Below are 15,926 nucleotides of genomic sequence, written 5' to 3' on the forward strand. Positions count from 1 at the left end.
GACTTTTGCACAGGGAAAGCGAAGGCACTGGATCCCCGCCTTCGCGGGGATGACGTGTTCTGTTAAGCACCAAGGCAAGTATTCATTTGCCCTCTCCAACCTATCGCCACTCAGAACGCAGACCGATCTCAGCCCAGCAGTTCCCCTGCCCCAGCCTCCAGCAACTGCCGGGCGACCTCGCGCCCCAGCCGTTGCGGTTCGGTGTCCAGCGCCTCGGCGCGCACCAGCATGCCATTGCTGGCATCGCCGACCAGGCCTTGCAGCCGCAGCCCATCCGCGTCGGCCTGCGCGAACGCGGCCACCGGCACATGACAGCTGCCGTGCAGCGCGAGGTTCATCGCCCGCTCCGCTTCCACGCATATACGTGTGCCGGCATCGTCCAGTGCCGCCAGCAGCGCTTTGATCGATGCGTCGTCATCGCGGCATTCCACCGCGATCGCCCCCTGCGCCGGCGCCGGCAACCAGTCCGGTGGCGCCAGCCGGGCGCTGATCCGTTGTTCCAGGCCCAGCCGCTGCAGGCCCGCGCAGGCCAGCACGATCGCGTCGTACCCCCCGTCGTCGAGCCTGGCCAGGCGCGTGTTGACGTTGCCGCGCAGGTCCAGCAGATGCAGGTCCGGACGCAACGCGCGCAACTGCGCCTGGCGCCGCAACGATGAGGTCCCCACGCGCGCGCCTGACGGCAGCGCATCCAACGAATGGTAGTGATTGGAAATCAGCGCATCGGCCGGATCGGCACGCTCCAGGATCGCCGGCAGCACGAACGGCGCGTCCAGCTCCATCGGCACGTCCTTCAGCGAATGCACCGCGCAGTCGGCTTCACCGCGCAGCATCGCCAGCTCCAGTTCCTTCAGGAATAGCCCTTTGCCGCCAATCGCCGCCAGCGAACGGTCCAACACCTCGTCGCCGCGCGTGCTCATCGGCACCAGCACGACCTCGATGCCTGGATGAAGCAACCGCAGCCGTGCGGCGACGTGTTCGCTCTGCCACAGGGCGAGCGGACTCTTGCGGGTAGCGATGCGCAGGCTGGTCATGCCGGCATTATCGCTGACCGGCCGCCCCATTGAATCCCCGCATGTGGATATGTGAGCTCTTGCCAGGGAGTCGCCCTTTAAATCCCGGCACATGGATGTGCCGTGCTCTTGCGAGGGACTCGCCTAAATACCGCGTAGCTGCTCACGCAAGCCGGCCACGCAGCGCCGGCTCACTTCCAGCGACTGTGCGACGTTGCGCAGCACCGCGTGGAACTGACCATCGCCATTGCGGCGCAGTTCCACCAGTTCACTGCGTGCCACCAGGCAGTTGCGATGGATGCGCACCAGCTGTTCGTGGAACTCGTCCTCCAGCGCCTTGAGCGATTCCTCGATCAAGTCCTCGCCGCGCGCATGGTGGACCACCACGTACTTTTCCTCGGCCTGCAGGAAGCGGATGTCCCCGATCGGAATCAACCGCAGGCTGCCGCGCAGACGCGCGCACAGATGACTGCGCGCGCGTGCCGATAGGAGCGGCGGCACCTTCGTGCGCCCGGCCACGAAGGTGCTGGCACGCTCCAGCGCCGCCGACAGCCGCTCCGGCCGCACCGGCTTCATCAAGTAATCGATCGCCGCCGCGTCGAAGGCCGACAGTGCGTGTTCGTCATAGGCGGTACAGAACACCACCGCCGGCCGTGGCTGGAAATCCAGTAGATGGCGCGCGGTCTGCAGCCCATCCAGGCCGGGCATCGCGATGTCGAGCAACACCAGATCGGGTTGCTGCTGCTCGCACAGGTGCAGCGCCTGCTCACCGTTCTCCGCTTCGCCGACCACCTGCACACTGGCATGCGTCGCCAACAGCGAGCGCAAACGCTCACGCGCCAACGGTTCATCGTCCGCGATCAGCACCCTCAACGGCTTCCCCTCGTTTCAGCGGCAACACGATCCCCCCAAGCCATAGTAGCCGCGGTTTCGACCGGCCGTCATCTTCGCCTGCGGTCGAAATGGCTGATCCGCCGGTGCGCGATGCTTGCCGGCGCCGGCTCGGCGCACGCCGTTTCGCATTCACTGCGCGCGACATCACACCTATGTGGCAGCGAAACGTCGTCCCATCCACTCACCGAGCGCGTGTATCTCCTCGGCGCAGACCTGATGGGCCATCGGATAGCTGTGCCACTCCACCTCGAAACCCAGCTCGCGCAGCACCTGCGCGCTCTGCACGGCGTAAGGCTGCGCGACCACCGGATCGCTCGCTCCATGTGCCATGAAGACCGGCTGACGCGCGGCCCCCGGCACGCTGCTGGCCGCCGCCGTGGCGGCATCCGGCAGGTAGGTCGACAGCGCGATCAGACCGGCCAGCGGCGTGGTGCGCCGCAACCCGGCGGCAAGCGTGATCGCACCGCCCTGCGAGAACCCGGCCAACAGCACGCGCTCCGGCGGAATCCCGCGTGCCTGCTCGCGCGCGATCAACGCCTCCACTTCGACGATGGAGGCCTCGATACCCCCGGCATCGGCGCGGTTGGCGAAATCCATGCCGACGATGTCGTACCAACCACGCATCCGCACCCCGTTGTTGATCGTGATCGGCCGCACCGGCGCGTGCGGAAACACGAAACGCAACGCCGGCCAATCCGGCCGCACCAACTCCGGCACGATCGGCGCGAAGTCATGCCCATCGGCACCGAGACCGTGCAACCACAACACACTCCACTGCGGCGCAGCCCCGGTTTCGCGTTCAAGCACGTCCAGCATTCGGATTTCCCAGTGATCGATTGAGGCGGATTATGCCTGGGTGGGGGGGATGCCATCGCATCACTGGGGCATTCCGTAGCTGCCGAGCGATCAGTGACCTCTTGATTGGGTCGTAAGTCGCTGGGTCCCCGCCTGCGCGGGAACGACGGGGGAGAGATTGCTGTAGCTGTGGCTGTGGCTGTGGCTGTGGCCGTTGCCGTTGCCGTTGCCGTTGCCGTGATTTTGCTTTTGCTCTGCCTTTGACTTTGGCTTTTTCGGGGCCCCCATCCGCAGCGACGGAGCCAGCGGGAAAAACCCGAAGGGCGACGCACATGGATGTGCGTCGTTTTCTGCCGCGGCATGGATGCCGCGTCAGAAAATCCCGTTGGCGGAGTGAACCCGTAGCGCAGCGAAGGGCGCGAGGACTGGGGCGTGTTTCTTTGGGTTACGTTTCTTTGCACGAGCAAAGAAAGGTAACTCGCTCCGAAGGAGCGAAAGCCTTTGCTGTTGAAGTTGCTGTTGCTGTTCCTTTCAACAGCAAATCAAACGCAAGAGCAGTGGAGCGAGCTCCACTCTACCCCTGCGCGAACGCCCATGGATCTTCGCTCCCGCGTCGCGGGGATGACGGTAGAGAGATGGCTAGGAAGACGCTGGATCCCTGCCTTCGCGGGGATGAAGGTAGAGAGATGGCTAGGAAGTCACTGGATCCCCGCCTTCGCGGGGATGACGGTAGATAGATGGCGTGGGAGTCGCTGGATCCCCGCCTTCGCGGGGACGACGGTAGAGAGGTGCAGTGGACAGCGCCCAATCCCCACGCAATCCGCCATTACCCGCCACGACCATCAAACTGTCATGGAGCGCTTCAACTACCGAAAAACACTCAGCAGCGACGCAAGAAAACCCCCATCAAAACAACGGCGGCAACTGCGCAGCAGCACGACGCAACTCGATCGCCCGCACCAACACCCGCGGCGGCGCAGTCTCCTCCGGAATCCGAAACACCCCCCACCGCGAAAGCGCATCCCCCACACCGCGCTGCGAAGTCAGCGCCACCACCGGAATCGACACCACCATGCCGATGATCACAGGCGCCATCCACGCCGCCAACGACGGCGAAACCTCATACGCCATCCAGCCGGCCATCAACCCGAACAGACTCAATCCACCGTAACCACGAATCAAGGTCGGCCAGGAAATCTTGTCGTCATCGCGCTGCTGTGCGTCCCAGCCGGAGTCCTTGCCGGCCAGCACCTCGGCCACGCCGCGCGACTGCCGGTACATCACCACCGGCGCCATCAGCGCCGCCAGCAGCGTCTCGATCAGGATGCTCAGCAGCGCGCGCACGGCACCGCCGCAGGCGCGGCGTTCCTTGCTGTCGAACAACAGCGCCAGATAGCCCAGCATCTTGGGCGCCAGAAGCACGCTCATCGTGAACACGAACACCCACAACATGCTGTTGTCACCGCGCGCATGCCAGTAGCGCATCGGCGAGAACGGGATCTCGGCAGCAAGGTCGATGGCATCGCGTCCCAGCAGCGGGATCGCCACGCCGATCAGCATCAACATCGCCCACATCGGCGCGGTGAAGTAGTGGCCGATGCCGATCATCATGTGCATGCGGCTGACCCAGTGCAGGCCCGGCGTGGTGACGATCTTGGCGTGCTGCAGGTTGCCCTGGCACCAGCGTCGGTCGCGGATCAGCAGATCGGTCAGGGTCGGCGGGCCTTCCTCGTAGCTGCCGGACAGGTACGGCACCATGTGCGTGGCCCAGCCGCCGCGACGCATCAACGCCGCTTCGACGAAGTCGTGACTGAGCACGTGCCCACCAAACGGGCGCCGCCCCGGCAATGCCGGCAAGCCCGCGTTCTCGGCGAAGGCAAGCGTGCGGATCACCGCGTTGTGGCCCCAGTAATTGCTCTCGGCACCGTGCCACCAGGCCACACCGTAAGCCACCACCGGGCCATACACGCGCCCTGCGAACTGCTGCATGCGCGCGAACACGGTGCGGCCGTTGACCACTTCGGGCACGGTCTGGATCAGGCCGACGTCCGGGTTGCGCTCCATGCCGTCGACCAGCCGCACGATGGTGTCGCCGGTCATCAGGCTGTCGGCGTCGAGGATCAGCATCTGCGGATAGTTGCCGCCGAAGCGGCGCACCCAGTCGGCGATGTTGCCGGCCTTGCGGCCGCCGTTGTCGGCGCGGCGTCGATAGAAGATCCGGCCATGGCCGCCGACCGCGTCGCACAGCTCGGCGTAGACCTGCTCCTCGGCACGGCCGATCGGCTCCTTGGTGGTATCGCTGAGTACGAAGAAATCGAAGCGGTCGAGCTGCCCGGTCTCGGCCACCGACTCGTAGATCGCCTGCAGGCCCGCAAGCAGGCGGCGCGGATCCTCGTTGTAGGTGGGCATCAGCAGCGCGGTGCGCGTGCGCAGCTGCGGCAGCGGCGCGTCCGGATCGATGCCGAGCTTGCGTCCGGCCCCGAACACGACCGTGACGAAACCGGCCACCGCGCTTGCGAACGACATCGCGATCCAGGCGAACAGCAGCACGAACAGCCCCAGCAGGCAGGCTTCAAGCACGTTGATGCCACCCGGCCACATCACGTTGAGCATCAGCCAACTGGCAACCAGGGTCGCCGCCGCGGTGCCGCCGAACAGGTAGAAACGTCGCAGCCCCATGCCGGGGGGGGAGGTGCGCTGGTGCGGAACCTGCAGATCACCTTCGCGCAAGGACTGCTCGGGCATCAGCAGTGGCGATTCCAGCGGCAGCACCGCCTGGCCGGCATCGAGCGGCTTGGCTTCGGTGGTCACCGCGGCATTCGCGTACGTCGTCATGCCCTGCCTCCGATCGCGATGGACATCGTCACCACGCCGTCGCCGACGGACCGGCCTTGGTGGGAGAGGCACCGGCGGTGCGGAAGCCCGCACCGGATAGACGCTTGATCACTTCGACGCACACATGCTCCTCGACCGCGACACAGGATCGCTGCCAATCCTAGACATCCAACCGTAATGCGGGCGCGAAACGCCGGCCCGCCGCCTGGAGCGCCCCTCCCGGTGCTCCGCGCGGCAGACTACGCCCGATTGCCCAAACGCCGCCCCAACGCGTCGATATTGGCATCCACGCGCGTATGGCAGCAACGCTTGTGGTCATCGGTCCAGCTGTGGTCTGTGTCTTGATTCCGGCCCAGGAGCCTGCGCCCGAGGCGCTCTCATCACGTTCTCCGGACTCGTCGCTACAACGGATCCTGCTCGACAGGACCACAGCCTGCTCATCGACGATAGGCCCGGATGAACATCGCCACGCAGCTGGCGACATAGGCATCGGGGCTGTGCTCAGGCACATCGCCCGCGTTCCCGGGCCTGGTCAGTCCGGTCACTCCTCCCAGGATCAGGCCGAAGAACTGTGCCGAGGCATGGCCGACATCCTCGATGACGAGGGCTCCTTCGTCCACCGCCTGCCGCAGCACGCCCTGCATCGCGCCATCGTAGGACTGGAAGCGCTGTGCTCTCAGCGCATCGGCGAACACCATCGACGAGGTTGTCCGGTGTGGCCGCAGCGCACCGCCCGGCACCGACCGCTCCATGTCTTCCGCGTCCAGTATCCCGAGTGCGACCGTGGTCAGGCGTTGCTGGAGCGATCCTTCTGCATCCAGCAAGCGCGTCCAACCGTCGGCCACTTCCTGCGACAGTACTTCCAGCACCGCACGGAACAGGCTGTCCTTGTCGTCGAAGTACGAATACACCGTCACCTTGGAAACGCCTGCGCCATTGGCAATCGCATCCATGGTGGTGTGGTCGAACCCGTGACGGACGAAAAGATCGCAGGCGGCCTCCATCACCGCCCTGCGCTTGCCGCGCCTGGCATCCCCCTCCCGCACCAGCGGTCGCATGGCCATCAGGGGGCCGCCGTGGCGGTGGGAGTTCCGGTTCCTCCCACCGCCTGTTGCGTCCAACCGCCGCCCATGGCCTTGTAGAACGTCACCAGGTTGGTGAAGCGCTGCAGGCGCGTGCTGATCAGCGTCTGTTGCGCGCTGTAGAGCGAGCGCTGCGCGTCCAGTTCGCTGAGGTAGCTGTCCACGCCGCGTTCGAAACGGGCATGGGAGAGCCGGAAGCTGTCGGTGGACGCCTCCACCAGCGCCTGCTGCGCCTGCAGCTGGCGACCGAGCGTATCGCGTTCGGCCAGCGCGTCGGATACCTCACGGAACGCGGTCTGGATGGCCTGCTCGTAGCGAGCAACCTCGATGTCGCGATTGGCGACGGCCATGTCCAGGTTGGCGCGATTGCGCCCGGCGTTGAAGATCGGGATCGATATGCTCGGCACGAAACTCCAGCTGCCGGAGCCGGCATCGAACAGCCCGGACAGGCCCGAACTGGCGCTTCCGGCCGAGGCGGTAAGGCTGATGCTCGGGAAGAACGCCGCGCGCGCGGCGCCGATGTTGGCATTGGCCGCGCGCAGGTCGTGCTCGGCCTCCAGGATGTCCGGCCGGTACTGCAGCAGTTGCGAGGACAGCCCCGCCGGTATCGTCGCCAGTACGTTGCCCTCGGCCTCGGCCGTGCCCGGCAACGTGGCCGGCCACAGCTCCGCCGGCACCGCGGTGCCGACCAGCAGGGTCAGCGCGTTGCGATCCTGCGCCACCTGCGCGGTGTAACGCTCCACGTCCACGCGGGCGCTCTCCACCGTGGTCTGCGCCTGCCGCAGGACCAGGGCCGAGGCCGCCCCCAGCTCGAAACTGCGCTGCTGCAACTGGTAGCTGGCCTGCTGGCTGGTGAGCGTGGATTGCGCCAGCTGCAGCAGGTCCTGATCGGCCGCCAGGGTCAGATAGGCGGTGGCGACCTGGGAGACCAGGCTGATCTGGGTACTGCGGCGGGCCTCGACGGTGGAGAGGAATTCCTGCAGCGCCTGCGCCTTGAGGCTGCGCACGCGTCCGAACAGATCCAGTTCGTAGGCGCTGAAGCCCAGCGTCGCGCTGTAGCTGTGCGCCACCTGCGCCTGTCCGCTGCTCGACAGGTCACCCGGCGTGCGGCTGCCACTGCCGCTGCCGGCGACCTCCAGAGCGGGCGCCAGCGCGGCGCGCTGCACGCGGTACTGCGCGCGTGCCACCTCGATGTTGAGCGCCGCCACGCGCAGGTCGCGGTTGTTGTCCAACGCCAGCGCGATGACCTGCTGCAACGCAGGATCGGTGAAGACCTCGCGCCAGCCGATGTCGGCAACAGGTGCCGCCGTATCGCCGGCCCCCTCGCCTGCGGTGGCGAAGGTCGCCGGCACCGGTGCATCGGGCCGGGTGTAGCGCGGCGCCAGCGTGCACCCCGACAACAGTCCGGATGCCGCGATGGCGATGAACAGCGTGTTGCGGATCGTCGCCATGGTCAGTGCTCCGCCACGTGTGCAACCGGTGCATCGAGCCTGTCGCGGCGCTTGAACAGGCCGCTCACCAGCACGAAGAACAACGGCACGAAGAAGATCGCCAGGATCGTGCCCGAAAGCATGCCGCCGACCACGGCGTTGCCCAGCGCATTCTGGGCACCGGCACCGGCGCCGCTACCCAGCACCAGCGGCACCACGCCAAGCACGAATGCCAGCGAGGTCATCAGGATCGGCCGCAGGCGCATGCGCGCCGCTTCCAGCGCCGACTCGATCAGGCTCTTGCCGCCCTCGTGCAGCTCCTTGGCGAACTCGACGATCAGGATCGCGTTCTTGCAGGCCAGACCGATCGTGGTCAGCAGGCCCACCTGGAAGTACACGTCGTTCATCTTCCAGGTCAGCACCGCACCGATCAGCGCGCCGAACACACCCAGCGGCACCACCAGGATCACCGAGAACGGAATCGACCAGCTCTCGTACAACGCCGCCAGGCACAGGAACACGATCAGGATCGACAACCCGTACAGCATGCCGGTCTGACCGGTGGAGGCCTTTTCCTGCTTGGACAGGCCGGTCCATTCGTAGCCGATGCCCGGCGGCAGTTTGGCCACCGCCGCCTCGACGATCGCCAGCGCCTGGCCGCTCGACGCCGCACCCGGCATCGCCATGCCCAGGATCTCCACCGACGGCATGCCGTTGTAGCGCTCCAGGCGAGGCGAGCCGGACGACCAGCTGGCGGTGGCGAACGAGGTGAAGGCCACCATGTCGCCGGCACTGTTGCGCACGTACCAGCGGTCGATGTCCTCCGGCAGCATGCGGAACGGCGCGTCGGCCTGCAGCATCACCTTCTTGACGCGGCCCTTGTCGATGAAATCGTTGACGTAGCGGCTGCCCCAGGCCATGGAGAAGGTGTTGTTGATGTCGTCGATCGACACCCCCATCGCCTCGGCCTTGTGCGGGTCGATCTCCAACTTGAATTCCGGTGCATCCTCCTGGCCATTGGGACGCACCGCCACCAGGCGCTTGTCCTTGGACAGCTCGGCCAGCAACTGGTCACGCGCCTGCATCAGCGCGGCATGGCCGAGGTTGGCACGATCCTGCAGCATCAGATCGAAACCGGTGGCATTGCCCAGCTCCGACACCGCCGGCGGTGCGAAGGCGAAGACCCTGGCATCGCGGATGGTGCTGAAGAACGCGCCGGCCTTGGCCGCCACGCCGGTCACGCTCTGGTCCCTGCGGGTGCGCTGGTCCCAGGGCTTCAGCTTGACGAAGAGCAACGCCACGTTCTGGCCGCTACCGGCAAAGCTGAAGCCGGGTACCGCGAACATGCCATCGACCGAATCCTTCTGGTCGACCAGGAAGTGGTGCTCGATCTGCTCGATCACCGCAAGCGTGCGCTCGTGGGTGGCACCCGGCGGCAACTGCACCAGTCCAAACAGCGTGCCCTGGTCCTCGTCAGGCAGGAAGCCGACCGGCAGCTTGCTGAAACCCAGCACCACCAGCGCCAGCAATCCCGCATACACCACCATGTAGCGCCGCTTCTTGCCCAGCATGTGGCGCACCACGCCCTGGTAGCGATGGTTGCCGCGATCGAACACCCGGTTGAACCATCCAAAGAAGCCCTTCTTCTCGTGGTGACCGGGCGCGATCGGCTTGAGCAGCGTGGCGCACAATGCCGGCGTCAGCACCATCGCCACCAATACCGACAGCGTCATCGCGGACACGATCGTGATTGAGAACTGGCGGTAGATCACGCCCGTGGAGCCGCCGAAGAACGCCATCGGCACGAATACCGCTGCCAACACCAGCGCCACGCCAACCAGCGCGCCGGTGATCTGCCCCATCGATTTGCGCGTGGCCTCCTTGGGTGACAGGCCATCCTCGGCCATCACGCGCTCGACGTTCTCCACCACCACGATCGCATCGTCCACCAGCAGGCCGATCGCCAACACCATCGCGAACATGGTCAACGTATTGATGGTGAAACCGAACGCCGCCAGCACGCCGAAGGTGCCCAGCAGCACCACCGGCACGGCAATCGTCGGGATCAGCGTGGCGCGGAAGTTCTGCAGGAACAGGTACATCACGAGGAACACCAGCACCACCGCCTCGACCAGCGTGCGCACGACCTCCTCGATGGAGATGCGCACGAACGGCGTGGTGTCGTAGGGCTTCTGCACCTTCATGCCCGGCGGGAAGAACTTCTGCAGCTCATCGAGCTTGGCGTCGATGCCGCGCACCGTGTCCAGCGCGTTGGCGCCGGAGGCCAGCTTGATCGCCAGGCCTGCGGCCGGCTTGCCGTTGTAACGGCCAACGCTGTTGTAGTTCTCGGCGGCCAGTTCGATGCGTGCAACATCACGCAGGCGCACCTGCGATCCGTCGGACTGCGTGCGCAGCAGGATGTCCTCGAACTCCGCCGCGGTCCGCAACCGCGTCTGCGCAGTGATCGTGGCGTTGATCTGCTGGTTGGCCGCCGCCGGCAGCGCGCCGAGCTGGCCGGCCGATACCTGCGCGTTCTGCGCCTGGATGGCGGTGCTGACGTCCAGCGGGGTCAGGTTGAAGCTGGTGAGCTTGTTCGGATCCAGCCATACCCGCATCGAGTACTGCGAACCGAAAAGCGTGGTATCGCCCACGCCCTCGACGCGGCTGATCGCATCCTGCACGTTGGCCGCGACGTAGTCCGACAGGTCCGATTCGTTCATGCTGCCGTCTTCGGAAGTGAAGGCCAGCACGTTGAGGAAGTTGGTGGCGGACTTGGTCACGGTCACGCCCTGTTGCTGCACTTCCTGCGGCAACAGCGGCGTGGCCAACGACAGCTTGTTCTGCACCTGGACCTGCGCGGTATCCGGATCGGTACCGTTCTCGAAGGTCAGGGTGATGGTGACCTGGCCACTGGACTCACTGGTGGAGGCGATGTAGCTGAGCCGGTCCAGGCCCTTCATCTTCTGCTCGATGACCTGGGTGACGGTGTCTTCCAGGGTCTGGGCCGAAGCGCCCGGGTAATTGGCCGTGACCGCCACCGCCGGCGGCGCGATGGCCGGGTACTGGGCGATGGGCAGGATGGAGATGGACAGGATGCCGGCCAGCATCACGACGATGGCCAGCACCCACGCGAAAATCGGGCGATCGATGAAGAAACGTGCCATGGCGGTCAGGCGTCCTCAGCGCTGGCCGCTGGCCGCGGCCGGCTTGACGCCGGGCTGCCAGGGCACGGTCTTGACCTCGATGCCGTCACGGGCACGCGGCAGGCCATCGACCACCAGCACATCACCGGGTTTCACGCCGCTGCGCACCAGCCATTGGTCGCCCACCGCACGCTCGGTTTCCAGCGTGCGCAGCTTCAACTTGTGGTCGCTGCCCACCACGAAAGCGGTCGGCTTGCCCGCACCGTTACGCAACACCGCCCGCTGCGGCACCAGCAGACCCTGCTTGTCCACACCTTCCTGCAGCACCGCGCGCACATACATGCCCGGCAACAGGTCGGCGTTGGGATTGGGGAACACCGCACGCAGCGTGACCGCGCCGGTGGTCTTGTCGACCGTCACGTCCGAGAACGCCAGATGGCCTTCCTGCGGATACGGGCTGCCGTCTTCGAGCATCAGTTGCACCTTGGCGGCACCATCGCGGGTCTTCTCCAGCTCGCCGCTCGCCAATGCCTGCTTGAGCCGCAGCAGCGAGGTGCTGGACTGGGTCACGTCCACGTAGATCGGGTCCAACTGCTGGATGGTGGCCAGTGCATCGGCCTGACTGGCGGTGACCAGCGCCCCCTGGGTCACGCTGGAACGGCCGATCCGGCCCGAGATCGGCGCGTCCACGCGCGCATAGGCCAGATTGATGCGTGCGCTCTCGACACTGGCCTTGCCAGCGGCCACATCGGCCTCGGCCTGGCCCAGCGCGGCGATGGTGTCGTCACCGTCCTGTTCGCTGATGGCCTTGATCGCGACCAGTTCCTTGTAACGATCGGCCTTCAGCCGCGCGGTGCGCAGGTTGGCCTGTGACTTGGCCAGCGTTGCCACCGCGTTGTCGTAGCTGGCCCGATAGCTGGACGGGTCGATCTGGTAGAGCGTCTGCCCGGCCTTCACATCACTGCCTTCGGTGAACTGGCGCGCCTGCACCAGCCCGCCCACCTGTGGCCGCACCTCGGCGATCAGGTACGGCACCGTGCGTCCGGGCAAGGCGGTGGTCAGGGTCACCGGCTCCGGCTTCAACGTGATCACCCCCATGACCGGCGTGCCTTCCGGCGGCGGCGGGCCACCCGGCGGACTGCCGCAGGCGCTCAGGAGAACGGAAACCGCGGCAACGAGCAGCGGCAGTCGCAACGTGGGGACGGAACGCACAGGAAGATCTCCTGACAGAGGGTTAGGGGTAAATACAGAACGGTACGGTTTGGTATCTTAATGATGCCCGGGGAGGCCGGTCAATCTATTTCTGCCCACCCCGGTATACTTTTGGCGCCTTCACAGGGAGCCGGGCATGCGGGTCAAAACGGAAACCAAGCGCGAAGCGATCATCGAAGCGGCCGCCGCGGTGTTCCTCGAGGCCGGCTTCGAAGGTGCATCGATGTCGCAGATCTCGACCCGGGCAGGCGGCTCCAAGCGGACCCTGTACGGCTACTTCCCCTCCAAGGAAGAACTGTTCCTGGCGGTGGCCCACAGCAAGGCCGAACGTTTCATCCAGCCGGCCATCCGTGCCCTGTCCGAGACCCGGGACACGCTGCCGGTGGCGTTGCAGCACTTCGGCGAAGAACTGCTCGGCTTCTTCTGTTCGCCTGACCCGGTGCGCATGATGCGGACGGTCATCGAGGTGGCCGGCCGCTCCGAGATCGGAGTCAAGTTCTACGAGAACGGCCCTGAGCGCATCCTCCAACAGCTCGCCGCATTCCTCCGGCAACAGATGGACCAGGGCTATCTGCGGCAGGCCGATCCACGGCTCGCCGCGCAGCACCTCATGTCGATGCTGGACGCGGAGTTCCTGCTGCCGCGTCTGTTCGGCAAGCTGAAATCCCCCACCAAGGAACATCTGAGCGCAGCCACGCAACGTGCCCTGCAATGCTTCTTCGCCAGCTACGGTGTTGCCGAAACACCCTGAAACAAGCAGTTCCATCGCTCATCCCGGATATCCAACCGCAGCGGCAGCGCCCCACCCACCCGTCGACGCGAGTTCAGACGCGTCGCTTGCGTAGGCGCCCCTTCATGCGCAGCCCATCGCGCATGTTCAAACCCAGCAGCACGAAGTTGATCGCGCCCGCGATCAGTTCGAGCGCCTGGACCAGGTAGAACATCGCATCGAACTCGCTGGCAGCCGCCTTGCTCGCCAGGAACAGCGCCGCCGGAATCAGGATCAGCACGCCGTTTGCCGCAATCCACGGCATGCGCCCGCGCTTGGCCTGCAGCAACGATCCAAGACGCCCCTTGCCCAGAACGAATCCGGTTCCGCCCGCTGCGGCCAGCGACGGAATCAGGATCAGCAAGCCCCACGGAATCAGCGTCTTGACCTGCAGCACCGCTGCCGGCGTGCCCAGCAACTCGACCGCCACCGTGGAGGTCCAGAGCAGCAGGATCATCAGCATCGCCAGCACACCGGCGATCGGGTGAATGAGCTTCTTCATGACAGCTACGCCGTACAGATGCCGGGAACGGCGACTTTCTGGAACAGATGCGGCGTGGCCACGGCGCTGGACGGATAGGCGCTGATCTTGGCCTTGAACTCCGGATGCGTGAACGCCGCGCGGAAGTCGGCGGTCGACGCCCACACCGCATGATTCAGATAGACACAGCTCTCACCGATCGCCCGATGCAGCTGCGTCGAAATGAAGCCCGGCTGCGCCTTCATGAACGCCGCGTCCTCCTCCCACACCGCGTTGAAAACCGCTTCATCGGCCGGGTCCAACACGAATATGTTCACCAGCACCACCGGCGAGGCATCGACCTCGATCTGGCGGAAAATCGGGAAAGCAGGGTCCATCGGCTTGAGAACTGACATGGCTTGGCTCCTTGGGCGAAGTCCGGACTTGGGGTAGGATGTGCAACATTGATTCAATTCGACAACACATTGTCAAATAGGCAACATGAACACAACCTTTCCCGAAGAGCACTCGGTCAACGGCCAAGCCGTCACCGACCTCATCCTCGAAGTCTTCCGGTTCAACGGTCAGCTCGTTTCCGCCGGCGACAAGCTGGTCGCCGAACTCGGCCTGACCAGTGCCAGGTGGCAAATACTGGGTTGCATCGAGGCCGCCGAGCGACCGCAACCGGTCGCCTGGCTTGCACGCGACCTGGGCAATAGCCGGCAGGCCGTGCAACGCATCGTCAACGAACTGGAGAAGGAAGGCCTCCTCGCCTTCGCACCGAACCCGCATCACCGGCGCGCCCCACTGATCGTGCTGACCGAGCACGGCAAACAGATCCACGCCGCCGCGCTGCGCGCGCAGATCCCATGGGCCAACCAGCTCGCCGCCCAACTCCCGGTCGACGACATCAAGCTCGCGCGGAATCTGCTGTCCGCGCTACGCCAGCGACTGGCGAACAGTTCGGATTCGAAAGCAGATTGAGGGATTGCCGCGCCGGATATCTTCAGCGGATCGCGGCTCCGTCTTCTCGATAGTCGGAGCCTGCAAGCTCTGAACCTGCAAGCTCTGAACCTGCAAGCGTCGTCGGGTTTTCGACCCGGTGCTTCCTACTCCGCAGGAGCGGCGGTCGACGCGCGCAGCATCAGGCTGAAATCCAGTGTCTGTTGATGCGGCACTTCCACCGCCTCGATGATGGCGAGCAGGAGGTTGACGGCGCGGACGCCAATCTCGCGCATGGGCTGGGCGATCGTCGTCAGCGGCGGCGTGAGATAACGCGACGACGCCAGATCGTCGAAACCGACGATCGAAAAGTCCTCCGGCACGCGGATTCCCAAGTCCCTGCACGCGGCCAGAACACCCAGCGCCATCTGGTCGCTGAAGCAGAACGCCGCACTGGGCGTGGATGCCTGGCTCAGCAGTTTTTTTGCAGCGGCATAGCCGGATTCAACCGAAAAATCGCCCGGTACGATCGTCAGGAGACGCAGGCGACCTCGCGCCCTGGCAGCAGCCTTGGCCCCTTCCAGCCGTTGTTGATGCAGGGGATTGTCGGGCGGGCCACCCACCACGGCGATGCGCTCGTGTCCCAGGCCGTATAGATGCTCCATCGCCGTGCGCGAGGCCGCCGCGTTGTCGATGTGGACGCTGGGAATGCCCAGCGCCGGGTCGAATTCGCATCCGTTGACGACCGGCGCCGTGCCGCCGAATTGCCTGACGATCTCCCTCGCCGTTGGCGGCAGTCGGTGCCCCAGCACGATCAAGCCATCCGCCTCGTTACGCCGGAGCATCTGCGCGTAGCGTTCCTCGCGCTCCGGTTGGTGCTGGGTATCGCCGAGCAGCACCGCATAGTCGGCTGCCTGTGCGGCTTCCTCGGCGCCTTGCAGGATTTGCGCGAAGAACGGATTGGCGATGTCCGGCACGGTCACCAGGATCTTGCCGCTGCGCTGGGTCTTGAGGGTCCTGGCCGCCGCGTTGGGGACATAGCCCAGCACGGCAGCGGCCTGCTCGATGCGCTCGCGCGTGGCCGGCAGGACTTTCTCTGGCCGGGACAGCGCACGCGACACGGTGCCTGCCGAGACGCCGGCGTGTTTTGCGATGTCGTAAATGGTGGACATGCCCTAGGGCCTGTTAACGCTATTGAGATAGGCCACGTTGCCATGCCCGGCGTCCAGGTGGTCGTGCGTGGCGCAGCGGCAGGCTGGCCGCCTGTCCAAGCCGCGCGCGGCCGCCTGGGCACCGGGCATGGCAACCCGAAGGGCCACGTCTGGGCGCGCGCGGTGCTGTGTCATCACTCGCT

The 15,926-nt window shown here is 65.7% G+C and carries 13 protein-coding genes; 2 read left to right on the forward strand and 11 right to left on the reverse strand.

Annotation, left to right across the window (positions count from 1 at the left end; all coding sequences use genetic code 11):
• Positions 1-128 precede the first annotated feature (128 nt).
• From hemC to AC3WJE_RS09125, 8 genes are all read right to left on the reverse strand, one after another.
• Positions 129-1,031, reverse strand: coding sequence for a hydroxymethylbilane synthase (gene hemC / locus AC3WJE_RS09090; protein ID WP_493730461.1), 903 nt, complete (start codon positions 1,029-1,031; stop codon positions 129-131).
• 123 nt (positions 1,032-1,154) lie between these two features.
• A complete protein-coding gene (locus AC3WJE_RS09095) occupies positions 1,155-1,883 on the reverse strand; it encodes a LytR/AlgR family response regulator transcription factor (RefSeq protein WP_493730462.1) in 729 nt (242 codons plus the stop codon).
• A 171-nt stretch (positions 1,884-2,054) separates the two neighbouring features.
• The gene (locus AC3WJE_RS09100) at positions 2,055-2,720 is read right to left on the reverse strand and encodes an alpha/beta hydrolase (RefSeq protein ID WP_493730463.1); all 666 of its coding nucleotides are present in this window, start codon (positions 2,718-2,720) and stop codon (positions 2,055-2,057) included.
• Between the two features lie 885 nt (positions 2,721-3,605).
• On the reverse strand, positions 3,606-5,534 hold the full coding sequence (gene mdoH / locus AC3WJE_RS09105) for a glucans biosynthesis glucosyltransferase MdoH (RefSeq protein WP_493730464.1): 1,929 nt from the start codon (positions 5,532-5,534) through the stop codon (positions 3,606-3,608).
• A 437-nt stretch (positions 5,535-5,971) separates the two neighbouring features.
• Positions 5,972-6,598, reverse strand: a complete 627-nt coding sequence (locus AC3WJE_RS09110) for a TetR/AcrR family transcriptional regulator (protein WP_493730465.1) — start codon at positions 6,596-6,598, stop codon at positions 5,972-5,974.
• Positions 6,598-8,067, reverse strand: a complete 1,470-nt coding sequence (locus AC3WJE_RS09115; protein ID WP_493730466.1) for an efflux transporter outer membrane subunit — start codon at positions 8,065-8,067, stop codon at positions 6,598-6,600. The genes AC3WJE_RS09110 and AC3WJE_RS09115 overlap by 1 nt, the downstream gene beginning before the upstream one ends.
• Positions 8,068-8,069: 2 nt before the next feature.
• Positions 8,070-11,210: an efflux RND transporter permease subunit gene (locus AC3WJE_RS09120; RefSeq protein WP_493730467.1), complete on the reverse strand. Its 3,141-nt coding sequence runs from the start codon at positions 11,208-11,210 to the stop codon at positions 8,070-8,072.
• 15 nt (positions 11,211-11,225) lie between these two features.
• Positions 11,226-12,401, reverse strand: a complete 1,176-nt coding sequence (locus tag AC3WJE_RS09125) for an efflux RND transporter periplasmic adaptor subunit (RefSeq protein ID WP_493730468.1) — start codon at positions 12,399-12,401, stop codon at positions 11,226-11,228.
• Positions 12,402-12,537: 136 nt separating this feature from the next.
• Between AC3WJE_RS09125 and AC3WJE_RS09130 the strand changes: the two genes are divergently transcribed.
• Positions 12,538-13,152, forward strand: a complete 615-nt coding sequence (locus AC3WJE_RS09130) for a TetR/AcrR family transcriptional regulator (RefSeq protein ID WP_493730469.1) — start codon at positions 12,538-12,540, stop codon at positions 13,150-13,152.
• 73 nt (positions 13,153-13,225) lie between these two features.
• Here AC3WJE_RS09130 and AC3WJE_RS09135 read toward each other — a convergent pair whose 3' ends face one another.
• Entirely contained in the window at positions 13,226-13,672 is a 447-nt protein-coding gene (locus AC3WJE_RS09135) for a hypothetical protein (protein WP_493730470.1), read from the reverse strand.
• A 5-nt stretch (positions 13,673-13,677) separates the two neighbouring features.
• On the reverse strand, positions 13,678-14,046 hold the full coding sequence (locus tag AC3WJE_RS09140) for an antibiotic biosynthesis monooxygenase family protein (protein ID WP_493730471.1): 369 nt from the start codon (positions 14,044-14,046) through the stop codon (positions 13,678-13,680).
• Between the two features lie 85 nt (positions 14,047-14,131).
• Here AC3WJE_RS09140 and AC3WJE_RS09145 point away from each other — a divergent pair, with 85 nt between their 5' ends.
• Entirely contained in the window at positions 14,132-14,614 is a 483-nt protein-coding gene (locus AC3WJE_RS09145) for a MarR family winged helix-turn-helix transcriptional regulator (RefSeq protein WP_493730472.1), read from the forward strand.
• A gap of 125 nt (positions 14,615-14,739) precedes the next feature.
• Here the strand turns inward: AC3WJE_RS09145 and AC3WJE_RS09150 are convergent, their stop codons facing one another.
• Positions 14,740-15,744 carry a LacI family DNA-binding transcriptional regulator gene (locus tag AC3WJE_RS09150; protein ID WP_493730473.1) on the reverse strand — a complete coding sequence of 335 codons (1,005 nt, stop codon included), beginning with the start codon at positions 15,742-15,744 and terminating at the stop codon, positions 14,740-14,742.
• Positions 15,745-15,926 lie beyond the last annotated feature (182 nt).

The organism is Pseudomonas sp. GW821-FHT07E12, assembly GCF_058986605.1.

Excerpts from the sequence above, each read along its gene's own strand:
- hemC (WP_493730461.1), bottom strand. The coding sequence starts at position 1,031 with ATGACCAGCCTGCGCATCGCTACCCGCAAGAGTCCGCTCGCCCTGTGG.
- AC3WJE_RS09100 (WP_493730463.1), bottom strand. The coding sequence starts at position 2,720 with ATGCTGGACGTGCTTGAACGCGAAACCGGGGCTGCGCCGCAGTGGAGT.
- mdoH (WP_493730464.1), bottom strand. The coding sequence starts at position 5,534 with ATGACGACGTACGCGAATGCCGCGGTGACCACCGAAGCCAAGCCGCTC.
- AC3WJE_RS09110 (WP_493730465.1), bottom strand. The coding sequence starts at position 6,598 with ATGGCCATGCGACCGCTGGTGCGGGAGGGGGATGCCAGGCGCGGCAAG.
- AC3WJE_RS09115 (WP_493730466.1), bottom strand. The coding sequence starts at position 8,067 with ATGGCGACGATCCGCAACACGCTGTTCATCGCCATCGCGGCATCCGGA.
- AC3WJE_RS09120 (WP_493730467.1), bottom strand. The coding sequence starts at position 11,210 with ATGGCACGTTTCTTCATCGATCGCCCGATTTTCGCGTGGGTGCTGGCC.
- AC3WJE_RS09130 (WP_493730469.1), top strand. The coding sequence starts at position 12,538 with ATGCGGGTCAAAACGGAAACCAAGCGCGAAGCGATCATCGAAGCGGCC.
- AC3WJE_RS09135 (WP_493730470.1), bottom strand. The coding sequence starts at position 13,672 with ATGAAGAAGCTCATTCACCCGATCGCCGGTGTGCTGGCGATGCTGATG.
- AC3WJE_RS09140 (WP_493730471.1), bottom strand. The coding sequence starts at position 14,046 with ATGTCAGTTCTCAAGCCGATGGACCCTGCTTTCCCGATTTTCCGCCAG.
- AC3WJE_RS09145 (WP_493730472.1), top strand. The coding sequence starts at position 14,132 with ATGAACACAACCTTTCCCGAAGAGCACTCGGTCAACGGCCAAGCCGTC.
- AC3WJE_RS09150 (WP_493730473.1), bottom strand. The coding sequence starts at position 15,744 with ATGTCCACCATTTACGACATCGCAAAACACGCCGGCGTCTCGGCAGGC.